At 71.1% G+C, this 18,760-nt stretch carries 18 protein-coding genes, 1 tRNA gene and 2 pseudogenes; 9 read left to right on the top strand and 12 right to left on the bottom strand.

What is annotated here, in order from left to right:
- Positions 1 to 127: 127 nt before the first annotated feature.
- Together tagH and AC1MIR_RS10235 are read left to right on the top strand one after the other, a co-directional pair.
- Positions 128 to 1,072, top strand: a complete 945-nt coding sequence (tagH, locus tag AC1MIR_RS10240; RefSeq protein WP_480028064.1) for a type VI secretion system-associated FHA domain protein TagH — start codon at positions 128 to 130, stop codon at positions 1,070 to 1,072.
- Between the two features lie 173 nt (positions 1,073 to 1,245).
- Positions 1,246 to 1,995, top strand: coding sequence for a PP2C family protein-serine/threonine phosphatase (locus AC1MIR_RS10235; RefSeq protein WP_480028063.1), 750 nt, complete (start codon positions 1,246 to 1,248; stop codon positions 1,993 to 1,995).
- A 28-nt stretch (positions 1,996 to 2,023) separates the two neighbouring features.
- Here the strand turns inward: AC1MIR_RS10235 and AC1MIR_RS10230 are convergent, their stop codons facing one another.
- From AC1MIR_RS10230 to AC1MIR_RS10210, 5 genes are all read right to left on the bottom strand, one after another.
- Positions 2,024 to 2,416, bottom strand: coding sequence for a hypothetical protein (locus AC1MIR_RS10230; RefSeq protein ID WP_480028062.1), 393 nt, complete (start codon positions 2,414 to 2,416; stop codon positions 2,024 to 2,026).
- A gap of 47 nt (positions 2,417 to 2,463) precedes the next feature.
- Positions 2,464 to 5,616 carry an efflux RND transporter permease subunit gene (locus AC1MIR_RS10225; RefSeq protein ID WP_480028061.1) on the bottom strand — a complete coding sequence of 1,051 codons (3,153 nt, stop codon included), beginning with the start codon at positions 5,614 to 5,616 and terminating at the stop codon, positions 2,464 to 2,466.
- The gene (locus AC1MIR_RS10220) at positions 5,613 to 6,749 is read right to left on the bottom strand and encodes an efflux RND transporter periplasmic adaptor subunit (protein WP_480028060.1); all 1,137 of its coding nucleotides are present in this window, start codon (positions 6,747 to 6,749) and stop codon (positions 5,613 to 5,615) included. The genes AC1MIR_RS10225 and AC1MIR_RS10220 overlap by 4 nt, the downstream gene beginning before the upstream one ends.
- Positions 6,750 to 6,767: 18 nt before the next feature.
- Positions 6,768 to 8,186, bottom strand: coding sequence for an efflux transporter outer membrane subunit (locus AC1MIR_RS10215; protein ID WP_480028059.1), 1,419 nt, complete (start codon positions 8,184 to 8,186; stop codon positions 6,768 to 6,770).
- A 230-nt stretch (positions 8,187 to 8,416) separates the two neighbouring features.
- A tRNA-Leu gene (locus AC1MIR_RS10210) sits at positions 8,417 to 8,502 on the bottom strand.
- 227 nt (positions 8,503 to 8,729) lie between these two features.
- Between AC1MIR_RS10210 and AC1MIR_RS10205 the strand changes: the two are divergent.
- Positions 8,730 to 8,855, top strand: a pseudogene (locus AC1MIR_RS10205) (trehalose-phosphatase); the annotation flags it as partial.
- Positions 8,856 to 9,044: 189 nt separating this feature from the next.
- Here the strand turns inward: AC1MIR_RS10205 and AC1MIR_RS10200 are convergent.
- The 6 genes and pseudogenes from AC1MIR_RS10200 to hisB form a co-directional block, all read right to left on the bottom strand.
- A pseudogene (locus AC1MIR_RS10200) lies at positions 9,045 to 9,161 on the bottom strand (trypsin-like serine protease); the annotation flags it as partial.
- A 128-nt stretch (positions 9,162 to 9,289) separates the two neighbouring features.
- On the bottom strand, positions 9,290 to 10,021 hold the full coding sequence (hisA, locus tag AC1MIR_RS10195; protein WP_480028058.1) for a 1-(5-phosphoribosyl)-5-[(5-phosphoribosylamino)methylideneamino]imidazole-4-carboxamide isomerase: 732 nt from the start codon (positions 10,019 to 10,021) through the stop codon (positions 9,290 to 9,292).
- On the bottom strand, positions 10,022 to 10,606 hold the full coding sequence (locus AC1MIR_RS10190) for an N-acetyltransferase family protein (RefSeq protein WP_480028057.1): 585 nt from the start codon (positions 10,604 to 10,606) through the stop codon (positions 10,022 to 10,024).
- The gene (gene hisH, locus AC1MIR_RS10185) at positions 10,603 to 11,256 is read right to left on the bottom strand and encodes an imidazole glycerol phosphate synthase subunit HisH (protein ID WP_480028056.1); all 654 of its coding nucleotides are present in this window, start codon (positions 11,254 to 11,256) and stop codon (positions 10,603 to 10,605) included. Before hisH ends, AC1MIR_RS10190 begins: the two co-directional genes overlap by 4 nt.
- Complete coding sequence (locus tag AC1MIR_RS10180; RefSeq protein WP_480028055.1) at positions 11,253 to 11,660, bottom strand: DUF2628 domain-containing protein; 408 nt, start codon at positions 11,658 to 11,660, stop codon at positions 11,253 to 11,255. Before AC1MIR_RS10180 ends, hisH begins: the two co-directional genes overlap by 4 nt.
- Positions 11,657 to 12,301 (bottom strand): imidazoleglycerol-phosphate dehydratase HisB, encoded by a 645-nt coding sequence (gene hisB, locus AC1MIR_RS10175; protein ID WP_480028054.1) that lies wholly within the window; start codon positions 12,299 to 12,301, stop codon positions 11,657 to 11,659. The genes AC1MIR_RS10180 and hisB overlap by 4 nt, the downstream gene beginning before the upstream one ends.
- 689 nt (positions 12,302 to 12,990) lie before the next feature.
- Between hisB and AC1MIR_RS10170 the strand changes: the two genes are divergently transcribed.
- The 3 genes from AC1MIR_RS10170 to hslU all read left to right on the top strand — a co-directional run bounded on the left by AC1MIR_RS10170 (position 12,991) and on the right by hslU (position 15,623).
- Positions 12,991 to 13,662 (top strand): choice-of-anchor E domain-containing protein, encoded by a 672-nt coding sequence (locus AC1MIR_RS10170; protein WP_480028053.1) that lies wholly within the window; start codon positions 12,991 to 12,993, stop codon positions 13,660 to 13,662.
- A gap of 66 nt (positions 13,663 to 13,728) precedes the next feature.
- Positions 13,729 to 14,298 (top strand): ATP-dependent protease subunit HslV, encoded by a 570-nt coding sequence (gene hslV / locus AC1MIR_RS10165; protein WP_480028052.1) that lies wholly within the window; start codon positions 13,729 to 13,731, stop codon positions 14,296 to 14,298.
- Positions 14,295 to 15,623 (top strand): ATP-dependent protease ATPase subunit HslU, encoded by a 1,329-nt coding sequence (gene hslU / locus AC1MIR_RS10160; RefSeq protein WP_480028051.1) that lies wholly within the window; start codon positions 14,295 to 14,297, stop codon positions 15,621 to 15,623. Before hslV ends, hslU begins: the two co-directional genes overlap by 4 nt.
- 360 nt (positions 15,624 to 15,983) lie before the next feature.
- Here the strand turns inward: hslU and AC1MIR_RS10155 are convergent, their stop codons facing one another.
- A complete protein-coding gene (locus tag AC1MIR_RS10155; protein ID WP_480028050.1) occupies positions 15,984 to 16,772 on the bottom strand; it encodes a hypothetical protein in 789 nt (262 codons plus the stop codon).
- A 375-nt stretch (positions 16,773 to 17,147) separates the two neighbouring features.
- Between AC1MIR_RS10155 and AC1MIR_RS10150 the strand changes: the two genes are divergently transcribed.
- The 3 genes from AC1MIR_RS10150 to AC1MIR_RS10140 are packed head-to-tail and all read left to right on the top strand — an operon-like array spanning position 17,148 to position 18,634.
- Positions 17,148 to 17,372: an AbrB/MazE/SpoVT family DNA-binding domain-containing protein gene (locus AC1MIR_RS10150; RefSeq protein WP_480028049.1), complete on the top strand. Its 225-nt coding sequence runs from the start codon at positions 17,148 to 17,150 to the stop codon at positions 17,370 to 17,372.
- Positions 17,373 to 17,391: 19 nt separating this feature from the next.
- Complete coding sequence (locus AC1MIR_RS10145; RefSeq protein ID WP_480028048.1) at positions 17,392 to 17,781, top strand: type II toxin-antitoxin system death-on-curing family toxin; 390 nt, start codon at positions 17,392 to 17,394, stop codon at positions 17,779 to 17,781.
- Between the two features lie 31 nt (positions 17,782 to 17,812).
- Positions 17,813 to 18,634 carry an EcsC family protein gene (locus tag AC1MIR_RS10140; RefSeq protein WP_480028047.1) on the top strand — a complete coding sequence of 274 codons (822 nt, stop codon included), beginning with the start codon at positions 17,813 to 17,815 and terminating at the stop codon, positions 18,632 to 18,634.
- The last annotated feature ends 126 nt before the right edge of the window (positions 18,635 to 18,760 follow it).

The raw sequence follows: 18,760 nt of genomic DNA, 5'->3' as shown, positions 1-18,760 counted from the left end.
CCCCCGCGGCGGGGGCCACGCCGGGCCCCCCCGCTGTCTCTCGCGGCCCCGCGCCCCCGGCGGGGGCGGCGCCGGCCGCCTGCCGCAAGAAGGATGATCCCGCCATGCCCAAGCCGCCCGCGCCGAGATGCGCCTGACCCTCTCCACCCTGCGCGGCCCCCGGGCCGTCTCCCCGGATTCGCGCGCCGTCGAGGGCGGCGAGTTCACGCTCGGCCGTGCGCCGGGCAATTCCTGGGTGCTGCCCGATCCCGACCGGCATCTCTCCAAGCGGCACTGCATCCTCGCCTGGCGTGACGGCGCGTGGCGGGTCACCGACATCAGCACCAACGGCACCTTCCTCAACGCCGAGGAGGAGCCGATCGGCAAGGGCGCCGCGCGCGAGCTGCGGGACGGCGACCGGATCCATCTCGGCGGCTACGAGATCGCGGTGCAACTGCAGCCGGACGCCGCCGAGCCCGCCGCGGCGCCCGCCGCTCCGAACGCCGCGGCCGCGCCGGGGGGCGCGGCGGCGATGCTCGCCGCCTTCCTGCGCGGTGCCGGCATGACCGGCGCCCGCCTCGAGAATCCCGAGGCCAGCATGGAAGCGCTCGGCGCCGCCTTCCGCGCGACCGTCGCCGGGCTGCGGGCCGCGCTGATCGCGCGCGCCGCGACGAAGGGCGCGTTCCGCATCGAGCAGACGATGATCCGCGCCCGCGGCAACAACCCGCTCAAATTCTCCACCGATGACGAGGATGCGCTCGCCGCCCTGCTCGGCGCCGGCCGGCGGGCCACCATGAGCCCGTCCGAGGCGGTGGCCGAAGTGCTGCGCGACCTGGAGCTGCACGAGACCGCGCTCCGCGCCGCGATGCAGGCCGGCGCCCAGGCCCTGCTGGCGGAGCTTGCGCCCGCGGCGGTGCTGCCGGCCGGGGGCGGCGCGCCCTCGGCCCAGCAGAAGGCGCGCGCCTTCGATGCCCTCGCGGCGCGGCATGCGGCCCTGCACGGCGCGCGCGCCGAGGATTTCGACGGCGCCTTCGGCAAGGCCTTCGCCCGCGCCTATGAGGCGGCGCGGGCGACGAAGGCGGGGAAGCCTTGACCCGCATCGGCTTACCGACCCGCGGCGATGCTGATACGGTCGTGGCCAGCAGCCGGAGGCCACCGGAATGACGGCAGGGGAAGGCCCTGCGATGGGCGATCGCGCGTGACCGGCTCCCTTCCCCCCGGCGGGCGCCGGGGCCGCGGCGCGCGCTGCGCCGGGCGCGGCCGGCCATGACGGAGACCGCCGGCACGCGCTTCCGCTCCTCCGGCAGGACCGATCCTGGCGCGCGGCGCGCGCACAACGAGGACAGCTTCGTGGACCGGCCCGAGGCCGGGCTCTGGGCCGTGGCGGACGGCGCCGGCGGGCACGATGCCGGGGAGGTCGCCTCCGGCATGATCCGCGACGCGCTGGCCGCCATTCCGCAGGACCTGCCGGCAGGGCAGGTGCTCGACGAGGTGCAGGACCGGCTGGCGCGCGTGCATGCCGCGCTGCGCGATGCGGGGGCGCGCCAGGGCAGCGGGATGATCGCTTCCACCGTCGTGGTGCTGGTGGTGCGCGGCGGGCATTTCGCCTGCCTCTGGTCCGGCGATTCGCGGCTCTATCGGCTGCGCGACGGCCACCTCCGGCAGATCACGCGCGACCATTCGCTGGTGCAGGAGCTGGTGGATGCCGGAATGGTGCATCCGGACGAGGCCGAGAACCATCCGCGCGCCAATGTCATCACCCGCGCGATCGGCGCCGGGGAGGACGGGCCGGAGCTCGAACGGACCTCCGACCGCGTGCTGCCCGGCGATCGCTTCCTGCTCTGCACCGACGGCCTGACCAAGACGCTGCGCGCCGCGGAGATCGCCGAACTGCTGGCGGTGCCCGACCCGGCGGAGGCGCCGGCGCTGCTGATCGCCGCCGCGCTGTCGCGGCAGGCCAGCGACAACGTCACCGCCGTCGCGGTCGAGGCGCTTGCGGAGGCGCCGCCCGGCTGACGCCGGCGCCGCTGCGGCGGGCGGCGGATCAGCGCGGTGCGCGTGCGGCCTCCAGCGCCTCGCGGCAGGCATCGGCCAGCGTCTCGCGCCGGTCGGCCAGGCAGGCCACCACCCCGCCGGTGCCGGGCGTCACGCCCGGGCACAGCGCGCGGATATGCGCGGCGCATTGCTGCGTGAGGCCCGGGCCGAGCTCCGCCAGCGCATGGCGGCAGCCGGTGGAGAGGCTCGGCCCGTTCCTTTGCAGGCAGTCCAGCGCCTCCTGCCCGCCGCGCGGCACGCCCATGCAATGCGCGATGTAGTCGCCGCGGCAGGCGGAGCGCACGGCGCCGATCGCCGCCTCGCTCGGCTGCGCGGCCGCCGGCGGCGCGAGGCCGCCGGCAAGCGCGGCCAGCAGGAGCAGGCGGATGACGAGGCGGGGCATGGCGTGTCCTCCCTGTGTCCTTCGGTCGCCGCGCGGCCGGCTTGCGCTCATCCGCCGCCGGTCTGCGGCGCCGCAGCCGCGCCGCGCGGCGTCCGCCGTTCCGCCCAGCGCTGCAGCAGCACGAAGAAGGCGGGCACGAACAGCACCGCGAGGCAGGTGTTCGCCAGCATGCCGAACAGCACCGCGACGCCGATCGAGGCCCGCGCCGAGGCGCCGGCGCCGCTCGCCGTGACCAGCGGCAGCACGCCGAGGATGAAGGCGAGCGAGGTCATCACGATCGGGCGGAAGCGGCGCCGCGCCGCCTCCACCGCCGCCTGCTCGATCGCCATGCCGCGCCGGCGCAGCTCCCGCGCGACCTCGACGATCAGGATCGCGTTCTTCGAGCCGAGCGCGATCAGCAGCACCAGGCCGATCTGGGTGTAGAGGTTGTTCGCCACGCCGAAGGCGACCAGCGCCCCCGCGGTGCCGAGCAGCGCCAGCGGGACGGAGAGGATCACCGCCGCCGGCGCGGACCAGCTTTCGTACTGGCCGGCCAGCACCAGGAAGACCAGCACCAGCGCGAGGGCGAAGATCAGGTAGATCTGCCCGCCCACCTGCTTCTCCTGGAAGGAGAGGCCGGTCCATTCGAAGCCCGTGCCGGGCGGCAGGGTGCGCGCGGCGATCTCCTCCATCAGCGCCATCGCCTGGCCGGAGCTGAACGCCGCCGCCGGCAGGCCGATCACCGTCGCCGCCGGATAGAGGTTGTAGAGCGTGACCAGGGAGGGCCCGGTCTCCAGCCGCACGGTGGCCAGCGCGCCGAGCGGCACCATCCTCCCCTCGGCGCTGCGGACCTGCAGCCGCGCGATGTCCTCCGGCGCCGCGCGCGACGCCGCCTCGGCCTGCACATAGACCTGGAAGGTGCGGCCGAACTTGCTGAACTGGTTCACATAGGCCGCGCCGACATAGGCCTGGAGCGCGGCGAAGACATCCGCGGTGCCGACCTTCAGCGCCTCGGCCTGCACGCGGTCCACATCCACATGCAGCTGCACGAAGGAGGCGCGGAAGGTGGTGAAGATGCGCGACAGCGCGCTCTGCGTCCCGCCATCGGCGACCAGCGCATCGGCCACGCGCTGCAGCCTGGTCCAGTCGAAGGCGCCGTCGCGCAGCTCCAGCATCATGGTGAAGCCGGAGGCGTTGCCGATGCCCTGGATCGGCGGCGGCGGCAGCGCGGTGACGATCGCGTCCGCGAAGCCGTCGAACCGGCGCGTCATGCCGTCATAGAGCGCGCGCAGGTCCTTGCCGCTGCCGCGCGGCCGCGCCGACCAGTCCTCCAGCATCGCATAGACGACGCCGGCGCTGCCGAGCGTCGCATTGCCGTCCAGCAGCGACACGCCGGAGATGGCGATGGTCTGCGCCACGCCCGGGATCGCGCGCGCCTCGCGCGCCACCGCGTCCAGCACGCGCCCGGTGCGTTCCAGCGCCGCGCCGTCGGGCAGCTGTACCGCGAGCATCACATAGCCCTGGTCCTCGATCGGGATGAAGGCGGTCGGCACGCGCGCCAGCCCGTAGCCGGCAAGCCCGACCAGCGCCAGGCCGAGCAGCGCCGCGATGCGGCTGTGCGCGACGATGCGGCCGACCAGCCGCGCATAGCCGCGCTCCAGCACGCCGAAGGCGCGGTCGAAGGCGCGCGCGAGGATGTTCCGCCGCTCCGGCGGCTTCGCCCGGCGCAGCCACAGCGCGCATTGCGTCGGCTTCAGCGTGGCCGCGTTGATCGCGCTGATCAGCGCCGTCGCCGCGATCACCAGCGCGAACTGGCGGTACATCTGGCCGGTGAGCCCCGGCAGGAAGGCCGCCGGCAGGAACACCACCATCAGCACCAGCGTGATGCCGATGATCGGGCCGAACAGCTCGTCCATCGCCTTGGCCGCGGCTTCCGGCGGCGTGTCGCCCTGCTCGATGTTGTGCGCCGCCGCCTCCACCACCACGATGGCGTCGTCCACCACGATGCCGATCGCCAGCACGATGGCGAACAGGGTGGACAGGTTGATGGTGAAGCCCATCGCCGCCATCGCCGCGAAGGCGCCGATGATGGTCACCGGCACCGTCGTGGCGGGCACCAGCGTGGCCCGCCAGTCCTGCAGGAACACCAGGATCACCGCCAGCACCAGCACGCCGGCGATCGCCAGCGTCATGTAGACCTCGTGCACCGAGGCCTGGACGAACAGCGTGGTGTCGAAGGGCACCGCATGCGTCATGCCGGGCGGGAAGGCGGCGGACAGGCGCCGCATCGTCGCCCGGACCGAGGCCGCGACCTCCAGCGCGTTGGCGTCCGGCGTCTGGAAGATCGCAAGCCCCGCGGCGGGGCGGCCGTTCCAGGCGAAGGCCTGGCGGTAGGTCTGCGCGCCGAGCTCCACCCGCCCGACATCGCGCACCCGCACGAAGCGCCCGCCGGGCTCGGCCTTGATGATCACCTCCTCGAACTGCGCCGGCTCGTCCAGGCGGCCGAGGACGTTGAGCGTGACCTCGAAGGCCTGGCCCGGCACCGCCGGCGCGGCGCCCACCTGGCCCGCCGCCACCTGCTGGTTCTGCTGCTGCAGCGCCTGGATCACGTCCTGCGGCACCAGCCCGCGCGCCTGCATCCGCGCCGGGTCGAGCCAGATGCGCATCGCGTAGGTGCCGGCGCCGAACACCCGCACCTGGCCGACGCCCGGCAGCCGCGCCAGCTCCTGCTGCAGGTTGATCGCCGCGTAGTTCGACAGGAACAGCCCGTCATGGCGCGGATCCTCGGATGCCAGCGTGACGATCTGCAGGATCGCGGTGGAGCGGATCTGCGTGCTGACGCCCTGCGCCTGCACCGGCTGCGGCAGCTGCGCCATCGCGGCCTGCACGCGGTTCTGCACCAGCACCTGCGCGATGTCCGGATCGGTGCCGATCTCGAAGGTGACGGTCAGGTTGTAGGTGCCGTCGGCCGCGCTCTGCGACTGCATGTAGAGCATGCCGGGCACGCCGTTGACCTGCAGCTCGATCGGCAGGGCGACCGTCTCCGCCACCGTCTGGGCGGAGGCGCCGGTGTAGCGCGCGCTGACCTGCACGGTGGGCGGCACCACGTTCGGATACTGCGCCACCGGCAGGGCCAGCATGGACACCGCGCCGAGCAGCACGAACAGCAGGGCGATGACATTCGCCAGCACCGGACGGGCGATGAAGAAGCGCGCGATCATCGGGGCGGCGCCGCGATGCTGCCCTGCTCCACCTCCACCTTCGCGCCCGGTATCGCGCGCTGCAGGTTGCCGATCACAACGCGGTCCGCGGCCGCCAGGCCCTGCAGCACGACGCGCAGCGGCCCCACCTGCCGGCCCACCTGCACGGGCCGCTGCTCCACCGTGCCGTCCGGCTTCACCAGCAGCAGGTAGCGCCCGAGCTGGTCGGCGCCGAGCACCGTCTCCGGCACCATCAGCGCGTCCTGGCGCGTTTCGACGGGCACCCGCACGCGCACGAAGAGGCCGGGCAGCAGCGCGCGGTCGGGGTTGGCGAAGACGCCGCGCACCGTGAGCGTGCCGGTCGTCGCGTCGAGCTGCGGGGCGATGTAGTCGATGCGGCCGCGATGGGGGAAGTCGCTCTCGTTCGCCAGCGCGATCTCGAGCGGCGGGCCACCGGCGCCGGGCTGGTCCGGGCGGCGGATGCCGCGCGCGGCGAGTTCAGCGCGCACCCGCAGCACGTCGCGCTCATTGACCGAGAAGCTGACATGGATCGGGTCGAGCTGCACCAGCGTCGCGAGCCTGGTCGGCGAGGTCGCGCCGACCAGGGCGCCGACATCCACCAGATGCGCCCCCGCGACGCCGGCGAAGGGCGCCAGCACCTCGGTATAGGCCAGGTTGATGCGGGCGAGCTCCAGGTTGGACTGCGCCTCGGCCAGCCCGGCCTGCGCCTGGTCGCGCTGCGACTGCCAGCGCTCGACATCGGCCTGGGCGGTGGCGTTCTGCGCCGCCATGCGCTGCTGCCGCGCCAGCTCGGACTGCGCATGGGTGAGCGCCGCCTGCTGCTGCTGCACCTGCGCCTCGGCCTGCGCGACCTTGGCGCGGTAGGGGTCCGGCTCGATGACGAACAGCCGCTGGCCCTGCCGCACCGCCGCGCCGTCGGCATACTCGATGGCGCGGAGGAAGCCCGGCACGCGCGCGACAAGGTCGATGCTGCTGACCGCGACGGTGGTGCCGGTGGCCTCGAGATACTCGGTCACCGGCCCGACCGCGGGCGTGGCCGCCGTCACCCGCGGCGGCGGCGGCGGGACGTAGGCGTTCTGCTCATTGCACGCGGCGAGCAACGGCAGCAGCAGCAGGACGGCCCGGCGGATCATGCGAGCCTTCCCGGCATCTCAGAAGGTGGGCTCTGGCAGCAGGCCGCGCGTGCGCGGCGGCGTCAGGCGGCCGTCGTCGTAGTCGAGCAGCGACCCCCAGTCGGTGCGCAGCGCCATCTGCCGGCGCGTCGCCTCGGTCACCAGCGGCCGACCCTCGCGGATCTCCCAGCCGCCGCCGAGCGCGCGATAGATCGCGACCAGGCTCAGCGGGATGTCGGCCTCGGTCTGCGCCAGGCGTTCCTCCTGCATCAGCAGCATGCGCTGGGCGGTGATGACCGTGGTGTAGTCGGTCTGGCCCTGCTCGTACCGCGTCAGCGCCACCGCCGCCGCGCGGCGGGAGGCGGCGACGGCGCGCCGCAGGGCTGCGGCGCTGCGCTGCGCCGCGGCGAAGTTCGCCAGCCCGTCCTCCACCTCGCGCTGCGCCTGCAGCACGGCCTGCTGGTAGGCAAGCAGCGCCTGCTGCAGCACCGCGTCCTGCGCGCGCACCTGGTTGGTGATCTGGCCGTAGTTGAGGATCGGCCAGGTGATGGCGGGGCCGATCGCGTAGCTTTGCGTGGTGCGCCAGCCGCGATTGCCGATGCCGATGCTGCCGGCGTCGCTGGAGAGCAGGCCGAAGCTGCCGCTGAGCGAGACGGCCGGATAGAGCTGGGCCTCGTTCACGCCCACCAGCGCGCTCTGCGCCGCGGCATTGGCGATGGCGGCGCGCAGGTCCGGCCGGCGCCGAAGCAGGTCGGCGGGCACGCCGGTCGCCACCATCAGCCGCGGGCGGGGGATGCGGCCGGGGCCGATCATGCCGCGCATCTCCGCGGGCGGCATGCCGAGCAGAACGGCCAGCGCGTTCCGCGTCTTCTCGATCTGGGCGACCAGCGGCGGGATCTGCGCCTCGGTGTCGGCGAGCTGCGATTCCGCCTGGGCGGGGTCGCGCTCGCTGGTCGCGCCTTCGCGGAAGCGCACGGTCGCGATGCGCAGCCCTTCGCGCTGCAGGCGCAGATTGCTCTGCACGATGGCGAGCTTCGCCTCCGCCGCGCGGCGGTTCACGTATGTCGAGGCGACGTCGCCGAGCAGGCTGACCATCGCGTTGTCGTAGTCGGCGACGGAGGCGACGAGGCCGGAATCCGCCGCCTCGATGGCGCGGCGGAACATGCCCCAGAAGTCGATCTCCCACGCCGCGGTGATGCCGGCGCGGCCGAGATTGGTGCTGCGCGTGCTCTCGCGCAGCAGCCCGGCGCTGTCGGTGCTCGCGCGCTGCGCCATCAGCAGGCCGAAGGCCTGCTGCTGCTGCGGATAGTAGTCGCCGACGGTCGCGGCGAGCACGGCGCGGGATTGCAGCACGCGCACCCCAGCGCGCTGCAGCGACAGGTTCTGCGCCGCCGCCGTCTCGATCAGGCGGGTGAGCTGCGGATCCTCGAGGCTGCGCCACCATGCCGTGTCGGTCACCGGCCGGGCCCGGCGCCGTCACCGGGGCAGAGCCCGCGGACCAGGCGCGGTCCAGCGGCGCGGCGGGCGCCGCGAAGTCCGGCCCGACCATGGTGCAGCCACAGAGCAGGACCAGCCCCATGGCAGCCGACGCGTTGCGCGCCCGCGCGCTTCAGACCGCCCCCCGCATGCGCGGAGTGTTCCATCATCGGAGCGTGATCACAATAACGGCGTCGTGACGGCGGCGGTGCTGGTGCCCCCGGGGAGATTCGAACTCCCACACCCTCTCGGGCGAGCGATTTTGAGTCGCCTGCGTCTACCGTTCCGCCACGGGGGCGCGCGGGCGATTCCTACGCTGGATCCCGCCGCCGGGAAACCGCCGCCGACGCCGCCACGTTCGCCCGACGACGTGCGTCCCGGGCCAAAGCGCAAGTATACGATCACCACGACTCGGCAAGCTGCCCCTGCCTCCGCCATCGAACGAACACAATACGGACCGGATTTGGGCACAAAGTCGCGAGCGGGGCGCCCATTTCCGCGCCAACGCTGCTATGAGCCTGCCCCATGAAACCGCTCCCGATCTCTCTCGACCGGGCGGCGCTCTTCCTCGACTTCGACGGCACGCTCGTCGAGATCGCGCCCCGGCCGGACGCGGTGGTGGTTCCCGCCGCGCTGCCGGGACTGCTGGCCCGCCTCGCGGCCCGGCTGGAAGGTGCGCTCGCCATCGTCTCGGGCCGGCCGCTGGCCGGGCAAGGCGCGGAAGCCCGGCCCCACGACGTAGGAATCCACCCGTATCCGCGGCGGCCGGCCCGGCGGCGCGTGTTCCTGCATGAACTGCACCTGGCCCGGCTGGACCAGCCGCGCCGTGCGCGGATCGAGCAGGCAATGCGCCGCGGTCAGCACGATGCGCGGCCCGATCATCGCCCCGGTGCAGCGCGCCCCGGCCTGCGTCGCCACCGCGCCCAGCGAGCGCCAGGGCGCGACGTTGGTGTCCACCGGCTGGCGCACTTCCGTGGTGCCGAGCCCGGGCAGCGAGGCAGCGGTCAGCAGCGCGTCGTCGGCGCAGCCCGCCAGCAGGAACAGCCCTGCCAGCAGCCCGGCCAGGCGGCGGGGCCGCGGCACCCTCAGGCTCGCGCGGCGGCCAGCGCCGCGCCCGGCTCCACGCGCCCGTCGTACAGCGCACGGCCGAGGATCGCGCCGGCAATGCCCGCCCCTGCCGCGCGGAGCGCGACGATGTCCTCCACCCCGGCGACGCCGCCGGAGGCGATCACCGGAATGGCCGTGGCGCGCGCCAGCGCCGCGGTCTGCGCCACATTCACGCCGGCCAGCATGCCGTCGCGGGCGATGTCGGTGTAGATGATCGCCGCCGCGCCGGCATCGGCGTAGCGCTGCGCGAGTTCGGTGGCGGTGATCCCGCTGGTCTCGGCCCAGCCCTCGGTCGCGACGAAGCCGTCCCGCGCATCGAGGCCGAGCGCGACACGGCCCGGAAAGGCGCGGCAAGCCGCGCGCGCGAAATCGGGATCCTTCACCGCCGCCGAGCCCAGGATGATTCGCGCGACGCCGGCGTCGAGCCAGGCCCCGGCGGTCGCCATGTCGCGGATGCCGCCGCCGAGCTGAACGGGCAGGCCCGGCACCGCGGCGAGGATCGCGCGCACCGCCGCGGCATTGGCGGGCTTGCCGGCAAAGGCGCCGTCGAGGTCCACCACATGCACGTACGAAAAACCCTGTGCGGCGAAGGCGGCAGCCTGGGCGGCGGGGTCCTCGGCATAGACCGTCGCCTGGTCCATCTCGCCGCGCTTCAGCCGCACGACCTTGCCGCCCTTCAGGTCGATCGCGGGATAGAGGGTGAACGCCATTCAGTTCGGCCCGATCAGCGCCTCTGTGGCGCGGCCGCGGCCGGGCTCCAGCAGCTTGTAGTAGTGGTGCCCGGCGACGGTGCGGCCATCCACGCGGGCATAGGCGGGATGCGTGCCCCAGCGGACATAGCCGAGCGTCTCGAACAGCGCGATGGCGCGCGCCTGCGTCTCCCGCACGTCGAGGTTCAGCACGCGAAAGCCCATCGCGGCCGCGTGTTCCTCCACCCGCGCCATCAGGCGCCGCGCCAGGCCATGGCCACGCGCATAGGGGGCGATGTAGGCGTGGGTGAGCTGCGCGGCGAAGGCCTGCGCCTCGTTGTTGCGCGGCGGTCGCACGAGCTGGGCGGAGCCGACCACCACGCCGTCGAGCCGGGCGAGGAACAGCGTGCGGTCCGGCACCAGCAGCACGCCGCGGAAATGCCGCGCCAGCGCGGCGCGGTCCTGCGACTGGATCCAGCCGAAGCCGCCGCCTTCGATGATCGCGGCATTGGTGGCCTCGCACAGATCCTCGAGATCGTGCGGATCGAGGCTGGTGGCGATCTCCACCGCCATGCTGTGCGCCACCGCGCCGCCGGCCTGGCTCATGGGCGCCAGGCCAGGAAATTGGCCAGGATGCGCAGCCCGACCTGGCCCGACTTCTCGGCATGGAACTGCGTGCCGGCCAGGTTGTCGCGGCCGACCATCGCCGCCACCGGCCCGCCATAGTCGGTGGCCGCCAGAAGCTGCGCCGCGCTGCCGCCGGCCAGCGCGTAGGAATGCACGAAATAGGCGTGGCCGCCCTCCGCCACTCCGGCTAGCAGCGGATGCGCGGGCGCGGCGCGGTGCAGCGCGTTCCAGCCCATCTGCGGCAGCGGCAGCTCGGCCCCTTCGCCGTCATGCGGGTCCATCGGCGCGATCTCGCCGGCGATCCAGCCGAGCCCCGGCGTCTCGCCATGCTCCAGCCCGCGATCGGCCATCAGCTGCATGCCGACGCAGATGCCGAGAAACGGCCTTCCGCGCGCGATCACCCTCTCCTGCAGGGCCTCCACCATGCCGGGCAGCGCATCGAGGCCGCGCCGGCAGGCGGCGAAGGCGCCCTGGCCGGGCAGGATGACACGGTCGGCCTCCAGCACGTCCTCGGCCACGGTGGTGACGGCGATCTCCGCCGCCACGCCTTCCTCGCGCGCGACGCGATCCAGCGCGCGCCGCACGGAGGCCAGGTTGCCAGAGCCCGGGTCGATGACCGCGATCCTCACGGCGGCGCCTTGACGAGGTCCGGCCGCTGCGCGGCGAGACGGAACCAGGCGAGGTCCATGTCGGGCGCGGCGACCACCGCGAGTTCCGGCATACCCCGCCGGGCGAGGCGGGCGCGCTGGCGGTCGCGGCCCTCGAAGCCGGCGATCGCGTGCAGCGCCAGCACCACCGCGGCGGCGTACGGGTCGGGCAGGAGCAGCAGGGCGGCGACGGTCAGCGCCAGCATCGCGGCGGCGTCGATCCAGAGCCGCTGTGCGAGGAACCAGGCGAAGCCGAACAGGAAAGGATAGAGGGAGAAGCCGTCGCGCAGCAGCACCGGCGGCCGGCCCCTGGGCTCGGGCCAGCCTTCGGGACCTTCGGCCTTGCGCGGCGGCTCGCCGTGTACGGTGTAGAGGCGCACCCTCACCCTTCCAGCATGCCCTTTGTGGAGGGAATGGCGCCGCCGGCGCGCGGATCGGGCTCGACGGCCATCCGCAGCGCCCGCGCCACCGCCTTGAAGCAGGCCTCCGCCACATGGTGGGCGTTGCTGCCCGCCTTCAAGGTCACATGCAGGGTGATGCCGGCATTGAAGGCGAAGGCGCGGAAGAATTCCTCGACCAGCTCGGTGTCGAAGCTGCCGATCTTCGGGCGCGCGAAGGGCACCGACCAGGCCAGGAAGGGCCGGCCGGAGATGTCGATGGCGGCTTCCGCCAAGGCTTCGTCCATCGGCAGGATGCAGTGGCCGAAACGCCGGATGCCGCGCTTGTCGCCAAGCGCGGCGCGCACCGCCTGGCCGAGCACGATGCCCACATCCTCGGTGGTGTGGTGGTCGTCGATATGGAGGTCGCCCTTGGCCGCGACGGCCAGGTCGAGCAGGCCGTGCCGCGCCAGCGCGGTCAGCATGTGGTCGAGGAAGCCGATGCCGGTCGCGATCTCGGCGGTGCCGGTTCCGTCGAGGTCGAGGGACAGGCTGATATCGGTCTCCGAGGTCGCGCGCGCCAGCGTCGCGCGGCGCGGGATGCCCGGGCTGGCGCTGTCCTGCGCGTCCTGGTTGCGGCTGGACGTCATGGGCGCGGTTTACGCCGCGGCGGGGGCGTTTGGCGAGAGGGACCTCCGCCAGCGGACCGCATGGGAGCGACGGCATTCAGCCCGGCCTGTGTCGGCCGCGCCCCGGTCCCGCCGGCAGGCCATCCCGGTTCGGTCATCGATTTGGTACCGGGCGACGCGTCGTTTCGTGTTTGCTCCGCAGCGGCACATGTCGGCCAGCTTTACAGATCGGCCCGCATGGAGCGCGGTCCGACCCGCCGCGGCAGCCCTTGCTGGTTGGTGCTCGCCGGACCGATTGCTCGAATGACACAACTCATGGTTGCATGTTGCGCAGGCCTGGTCTCGCCAAAAAGCAAGGGAAATCCGGCCGACTCCCGGGCCGGGCCCGCAGCGGCAACACCTGCGTCGTCTCAATATCAACTTTTCGGATCACCGATGCGGGCCGCCGCTGCGTGGGCCGAATGCCGACTCACGCCGCGCGACGGTCCTTCGGCCGCCAGGTCTGTCGGTGCATCTTACAGGCTACCGGGGCCGCGATCCGTCCGGCGCGTCTATCCGCTTGTTCCGCAATAGGATTTGCGTTCGGTACGGGCTTTGCTTATGGTGTCTGTAACAGGGCGCGGCGTGTAACCCTCTCGCCGCGCCGCCTTGTGTTACGGAGACTCCTGATGCGTCTCGCTTCGTTGGTGGCTGCAGGTTTCGTGCTCGTGGTGTCCGCGCCTGTGGTCCAGGCCGCGACCATCACGCAGACCGCGACCTATGCCGAGGCCGCCCTGCCGACCGGCGGCACCGCCACCACGCTCTCCGTCGCCAAGTTCGACGGTTCCCTCGGCACGCTCAACAGCGTGACGGTGAGCCTGACCGGCACCTCGAACGGCACCTTCCAGGTCCGCCGCGGCAACAACGGTGCGCTCGGGAGCGTGACCTACAACGCCACGATCGGCGCGGACTACACGCTCGGCGTCAATGCGCAGCAGCTTTTCGTGGTGGACGTGAATGCGGGCGCCGCGGTGATCGTGCCGCGCAACACGACCCGGACTGGCACGCCCCTCAACACGGCGTCGTCGAGCCAGAGCCAGATCCTGACCTCCGGCGACTTCCTGACCTTCTTCACCGGCACCGGGAACGCCGACTTCGCACTGGCGATTGCGCGCGCGAACACCGTGGACTCGCTCGTCCCGCCGAACGTGAACCCGAACACCGGCAACACGGGCACGCAGACCTACACCTTCACCAATACGGCCAGCGCCCAGCTCGAGGTGATCTACGACTACTCGCGGGGTGGCGGAAACATCGGCGTGCCGGCCCCGGCGGCGCTCTCCCTGTTCTCGCTCTCGCTGCTCGGCCTCGGCCTCGTCGGCCGCGTTCGCGCGCGCAGCTGATCTGACGCGCCCGGCCGGGCGCGGGTCAGCCCCGCCCGGCTTGTCGCCCGGCGCCGCGCGCGCCACATGGGCGGCATGAGTTCTTCCCCCGATGATCCCGCCGGCTGGCACGGCACCACGATCCTCTGCGTTCGAAAGGACGGCCGCGTGGCCATGGCCGGCGATGGCCAGGTCTCGCTCGGCCAGACCGTGGTCAAGGGCAATGCGCGCAAGGTGCGCCGCATCGCCAATGGCCGCGTGCTCGCCGGCTTCGCCGGCGCCACCGCCGATGCCTTCACCCTGCTCGAACGCCTGGAAGCCAAGCTCGAGCGCTTCCCGGACCAGCTCGAACGCGCCTGCGTCGAACTCGCCAAGGACTGGCGCACCGACCGCTACCTGCGCCGGCTGGAGGCGCTGCTCGCCGTCGCCGACGCCAAGCGCTCCCTGTTGCTGACCGGCCAGGGCGACGTGCTGGAGCCGGAGGATGCGGTGATCGGCATCGGCTCCGGCGGCAACTACGCCCTCGCCGCGGCCCGCGCCCTTCTGCCTGTGGAAGGCCTGGCCGCCGAGGAGATCTGCCGGCGCGCGATGAAGATCGCCGGCGAAATCTGCGTTTACACCAACGGCAACATCATTCTCGAAAGCCTCGAAGCGTGAGCGAGTCGATCAACCTGAGCCCGCGCGAGATCGTCAGCGAGCTCGACCGCCACATCGTCGGCCAGAACGAGGCCAAGCGCGCCGTCGCCATCGCGCTGCGCAACCGCTGGCGTCGCCAGCAGCTGCCGAACGGCCTGCGCGAGGAGGTGGTGCCGAAGAACATCCTGATGATCGGCCCGACCGGCTGCGGCAAGACCGAGATCGCCCGCCGCCTGGCGAAGCTGGCCAACGCGCCCTTCCTGAAGGTGGAAGCGACCAAGTTCACCGAGGTCGGCTATGTCGGCCGCGACGTCGAAAGCATCGTCCGCGACCTGGTCGAGGCCTCCATCACCCAGACCCGCGACACCGCGCGCAAGAACGTGCAGGCCAAGGCCGAGCTCGCCGCGGAGGAACGCCTGGTCGGCGCGCTGGTCGGCGAAGGCGCCTCCGGCGAGACGAAGATGAAGTTCCGCCGCATGCTGCGCGAAGGCCAGCTCGAAGGCCGCGAGGTGGAGGTGCAGGTGCAGGATGCTGGCGGCGGCATGCCGATCGGCATGATCGACCTGCCGGGCGCGCAGGGCATCCAGATGCAGAACATGCAGGAGATGCTGGGCAAGATGTTCGGCGGCCGCACCAAGCCGCGGAAGATGACGGTGGCCGAGGCGCGCATCGCGCTGACCAAGGACGAGGCCGACAAGCTGCTCGACAACGATCAGCTCACGCGGGAGGCGGTGGCGAACGCCGAGAACCAGGGGATCGTCTTCATCGACGAGATCGACAAGGTCTGCGCCCGCACGAGCGAGGGCGGCGGTTTCCGGGGCGGCGATGTCAGCCGGGAGGGCGTGCAGCGCGACCTGCTGCCGCTGATCGAGGGCACCACCGTCACGACCAAGCACGGGCCGGTGAAGACGGACCACATCCTCTTCATCGCCTCCGGCGCCTTCCATATGGCCAAGCCCAGCGACCTTCTGCCGGAGCTGCAGGGACGCCTGCCGATCCGCGTGGAGCTGAAGGCCCTCACGCAGGAGGATTTCCGGCGGATCCTGACCGAGCCCGAGCATTCCCTGACGAAGCAGTATGTCGCGCTGATGGGGACGGAGGGGGTGACGCTCGACATCACCCCCGATGCCGTGGATGCGCTGGCCGAGCTCGCCGCCGAGATCAATGCGACGGTCGAGAATATCGGCGCGCGGCGGCTGGCCACGGTGCTGGAACGCCTGCTGGACGAGGTTTCGTTCACCGCCAGCGACCGCGGCGGCGAGACCATCACCGTGGACGGCGCCATGGTCCGCAACCGCGTGGCGCCGCTGGCGGCCAGCGCGGATCTGAGCCGGTTTATTTTATAGTTTGACGCGAGACGCTGCCCCAGGCCCGAACGACGCCAAATTGGGCGCCAGTTGAGTCTAGCGCCTAGGCCGCCTGCTTCTTCCTTACTCGTCTAAGCTCAGTATCAAGCCGCAGTGTCAGCTTCGAAGCATCATCCAAAATTGCCCGAACAAGGGCGTCAACATTCTCTCCTGTGGGCTCTCTGCTGACCTTATCGGCCTCTCTTTCAACGGACGGAGAATAAGACGCAATCTGGGGATCATCGCCGGTCTCTGTTCGTGAGGAACGGTGATCGGCGACTGTCGACAAGGGCGCCATCGTTCTACTTCCCCGCATGACAGATTCCCCACTGATTCCAGTCAGCTAACATAAAACCGGACCTAGGTCAAGAGTTCCTGAAGCGCGACGATCTCATCAGTTAAATTCGTGAAAACCGCAGCGGCGTGCCGTAGCGGTAGGGCGATGGCTTCGTTGACCGCGCCGGGACGGTCACTGGTCACTACCAACACCCCGATGCATCGTCCGCTCAGGCTTCCAAACGGTATGGACGCGAATGATCGATAGACGTTCGGATCGTAATGTTTGAAGTTCGCGCCCGTTGACATAAAAGTGTCGTAAAGATCCGATTTCTGAATATCTTCGGTTATAAATGATGTGTTTTGCGCAAATGCCATTCCGGTATGGCCTTGGCCTGGGCGCCATGAGCGCCCGAACGCTGCCTTGCCTCGTGCGCCGTTTCCCGACAAGGAAGGGTGACGAGGATCAGTTCTGCGCCATACTGGCCTAAGCTCACCGACATTATCATAATACAGATAAACACAAAGATTCCATCGGTCTCTGTCGTCAAATCCAAAAAATTCGTGTGGTCGCTGGTGAAGCGGCGCCAAGAAAGAATCGTAAAACCCGACAAAACTTGGATTTGCGCGTCTAGTTATCTGATCAAGCTCACCGATATTTTTTTGAAGTTTATATAGACCTAGCGCCCAGACTTGAAGGTGCATCAGCCGATCAGCTGTTTTACTTGCTATGGAGCTCGCTTCTGTTTCTCTCGTTAATGCGCTCTCACACTCATCGCATCGCATCATAAGAGCGCTCAACGATTCGGGGCGCCGTAGCAAACGCTGCGCGGTGTAGATTTGAAGGCCGAGAAAAACGACCACAAAGAACATTAAGACATAAGATATGGCCGATATAGGCTGCAGGTGGTTCGGAAGTATACTTGATACAATTGTAAGGCATGATGGCATGACCAAGTGGCGACTACTGCAACAACGCGCCGATCCGCTTCTGCCGATACGAACGCTTCCTTCGCAGCAAGAACGATGCTTTGTTTCATAGCTCGGTTGTCTTAGCGTTCCATGGGTCCCGAGATCACGAGGTCTTCCAACATCCTCTCCGGTCCGATAGCAGAACGAGGCACAGTGGTTCAACCATTAAGCTTCGCAACCTTTGGGGTGTTGTGAAATCGGTAGGCTGATCGGCATGGCGATGTTATAATGTTTGTTGTTACGGCTAGGAGTCGGCCCGCGAGGCCGAAAAAATGCATGGCAAGCGTGAAGCTGCGGTCGGTCGGGAATTCCGTCGGGGTGGTGTTCCCGAAGGATCTCCTGACGCGCCTTGGCCTTCGGGAAGGCGACACCCTGCATGTCGTGGAAGGCCCGGACGGCCTGCGGCTGACGCGGGCCGATCCCGATTTCGAGCGGCAGCTGGACGCGGCGCGCGAGGTCATGCGCAAGCGGCGCGCGGTGCTGCGCGAGCTCGCCAAGTAGCGGGCGACGATGGCGCGCCGTGACTGAACCGGAGTGGATCACGGCTGACGTCGCGCTTGCCGTGCACGAGGAGCAGATCGCCGAGCATGGCGGCGCGGAGGGCGTGCGCGATGCGGGACTGCTGGAAAGCGCGCTCGCCCGGCCGCGCGATGCCTGGGGCTATGGCGTATCGGATCCCTGCGCCCTGGCGGCCGCGCTTGCGCACGGCATTGCCCGCAACCACCCCTTCGTGGACGGCAACAAGCGCACCGCCTTCGTCTGCATCGAGACCTGCCTCATCCTGAACGGCATGGCCCTGGGCGCCTCTGACGCCGAATGCGTCGTCGCCATGCTCGACCTCGCCGCCGGCGCCATGACGGAGGAGGAATTCGCCGACTGGCTGCGCCACCACGCCGCCGCAAGGGGGTGAACTCGCGCCCCGCCGTTTCGATATAGGCCCCATGTCCACCGCCATCGCCCTCGCCGCGGGCAACGCCCTGCCCGCTGCCGCGCTCGCCGACCTCAGGCGCGCGTTCGCGCAGCTCGAGGAGCTGTCCTACGCCGCGCGCCTCTCGCAACTCGTCGGCAAGCCGGTGGAGGCGCTGAAGAACCGGCTTCCCGGCCCGGTGCAGGGCTTGGTGGACGGCGCCGTCCGCCGCGCCCTCTCCGCCGCCATGGAGGCGGCGCTGCGCAGCGACCCTTCGCGCACGCCCGTGCCGGTGGACAGCTCCTGGTTCCACCGCGGCATGGCCGCCGCCTCCGGCGCCGCCGGCGGCGCGCTCGGGCTGCCTGGCACCCTGGTGGAGCTGCCCGTCTCCACCACGCTGCTGCTGCGCCAGATCGCCGCCATCGCTGCCGAGAACGGCGAGGACCTGAGGCGGCCGGAGATCGCGGCCGAATGCCTGAAGGTCTTCGCCCTGGGCGGCCGCGACCCGCGCGACGACGCGGCCGAAAGCGGCTACTTCGCCGTCCGCATCGCCCTGGCCGAGGCGCTGAAGACCGTCGCGGGCAAGGGCGTGGCCGGGCTGATGCTGCCGGGCTTCCTCGGCACCATCGCGGCACGCTTCGGCGGCCCGGTGGCGCTCAAGCTTTCGGCCCAGGCCGCGCCGATCATCGGCGCCGCCGCGGGTGCGGCGGTGAACCTCGCCTTTCTCGAGCATTTTCGGGGCGTCGGACAGGGGCACTTCACGGTGCGGCGGCTGGAACGGACCTATGGCGCGGAGCCGGTGAAGGTGGCCTACCAGGCCATCCAGGAAACGCGGGACGCGCGGTTCAACGCGTGACGTGGGGGGGGGGGGGGGGGGGGGGGGGGGGGGGGGGGGGGGGGGGGGGGGGGGGGGGGGGGGGGGGGGGGGGGGGGGGGGGGGGCGGGGGGGGGGGGGGGCGCCCGCCGGCGGCCGCGGGCGCGC

The sequence above is a fragment of the Falsiroseomonas sp. RANM36 genome (assembly GCF_056682175.1).
The sequence above is the reverse complement of the archived record's forward strand: the minus strand, read 5'-3'. Positions and strand labels throughout refer to the sequence as shown.

What these genes read in the sequence shown, in the direction of transcription:
- AC1MIR_RS10190 (WP_480028057.1), bottom strand. Translation starts at nt 10,606, where the DNA reads ATGAGCCAGGCCGGCGGCGCGGTGGCGCACAGCATGGCGGTGGAGATC.
- AC1MIR_RS10150 (WP_480028049.1), top strand. Translation starts at nt 17,148, where the DNA reads ATGGCAAGCGTGAAGCTGCGGTCGGTCGGGAATTCCGTCGGGGTGGTG.
- hisA (WP_480028058.1), bottom strand. Translation starts at nt 10,021, where the DNA reads ATGGCGTTCACCCTCTATCCCGCGATCGACCTGAAGGGCGGCAAGGTC.
- AC1MIR_RS10140 (WP_480028047.1), top strand. Translation starts at nt 17,813, where the DNA reads ATGTCCACCGCCATCGCCCTCGCCGCGGGCAACGCCCTGCCCGCTGCC.
- AC1MIR_RS10155 (WP_480028050.1), bottom strand. Translation starts at nt 16,772, where the DNA reads ATGTTCTTTGTGGTCGTTTTTCTCGGCCTTCAAATCTACACCGCGCAG.
- hisB (WP_480028054.1), bottom strand. Translation starts at nt 12,301, where the DNA reads ATGACGTCCAGCCGCAACCAGGACGCGCAGGACAGCGCCAGCCCGGGC.
- AC1MIR_RS10235 (WP_480028063.1), top strand. Translation starts at nt 1,246, where the DNA reads ATGACGGAGACCGCCGGCACGCGCTTCCGCTCCTCCGGCAGGACCGAT.
- AC1MIR_RS10220 (WP_480028060.1), bottom strand. Translation starts at nt 6,749, where the DNA reads ATGATCCGCCGGGCCGTCCTGCTGCTGCTGCCGTTGCTCGCCGCGTGC.
- AC1MIR_RS10230 (WP_480028062.1), bottom strand. Translation starts at nt 2,416, where the DNA reads ATGCCCCGCCTCGTCATCCGCCTGCTCCTGCTGGCCGCGCTTGCCGGC.
- hslV (WP_480028052.1), top strand. Translation starts at nt 13,729, where the DNA reads ATGGGCGGCATGAGTTCTTCCCCCGATGATCCCGCCGGCTGGCACGGC.
- AC1MIR_RS10225 (WP_480028061.1), bottom strand. Translation starts at nt 5,616, where the DNA reads ATGATCGCGCGCTTCTTCATCGCCCGTCCGGTGCTGGCGAATGTCATC.
- tagH (WP_480028064.1), top strand. Translation starts at nt 128, where the DNA reads ATGCGCCTGACCCTCTCCACCCTGCGCGGCCCCCGGGCCGTCTCCCCG.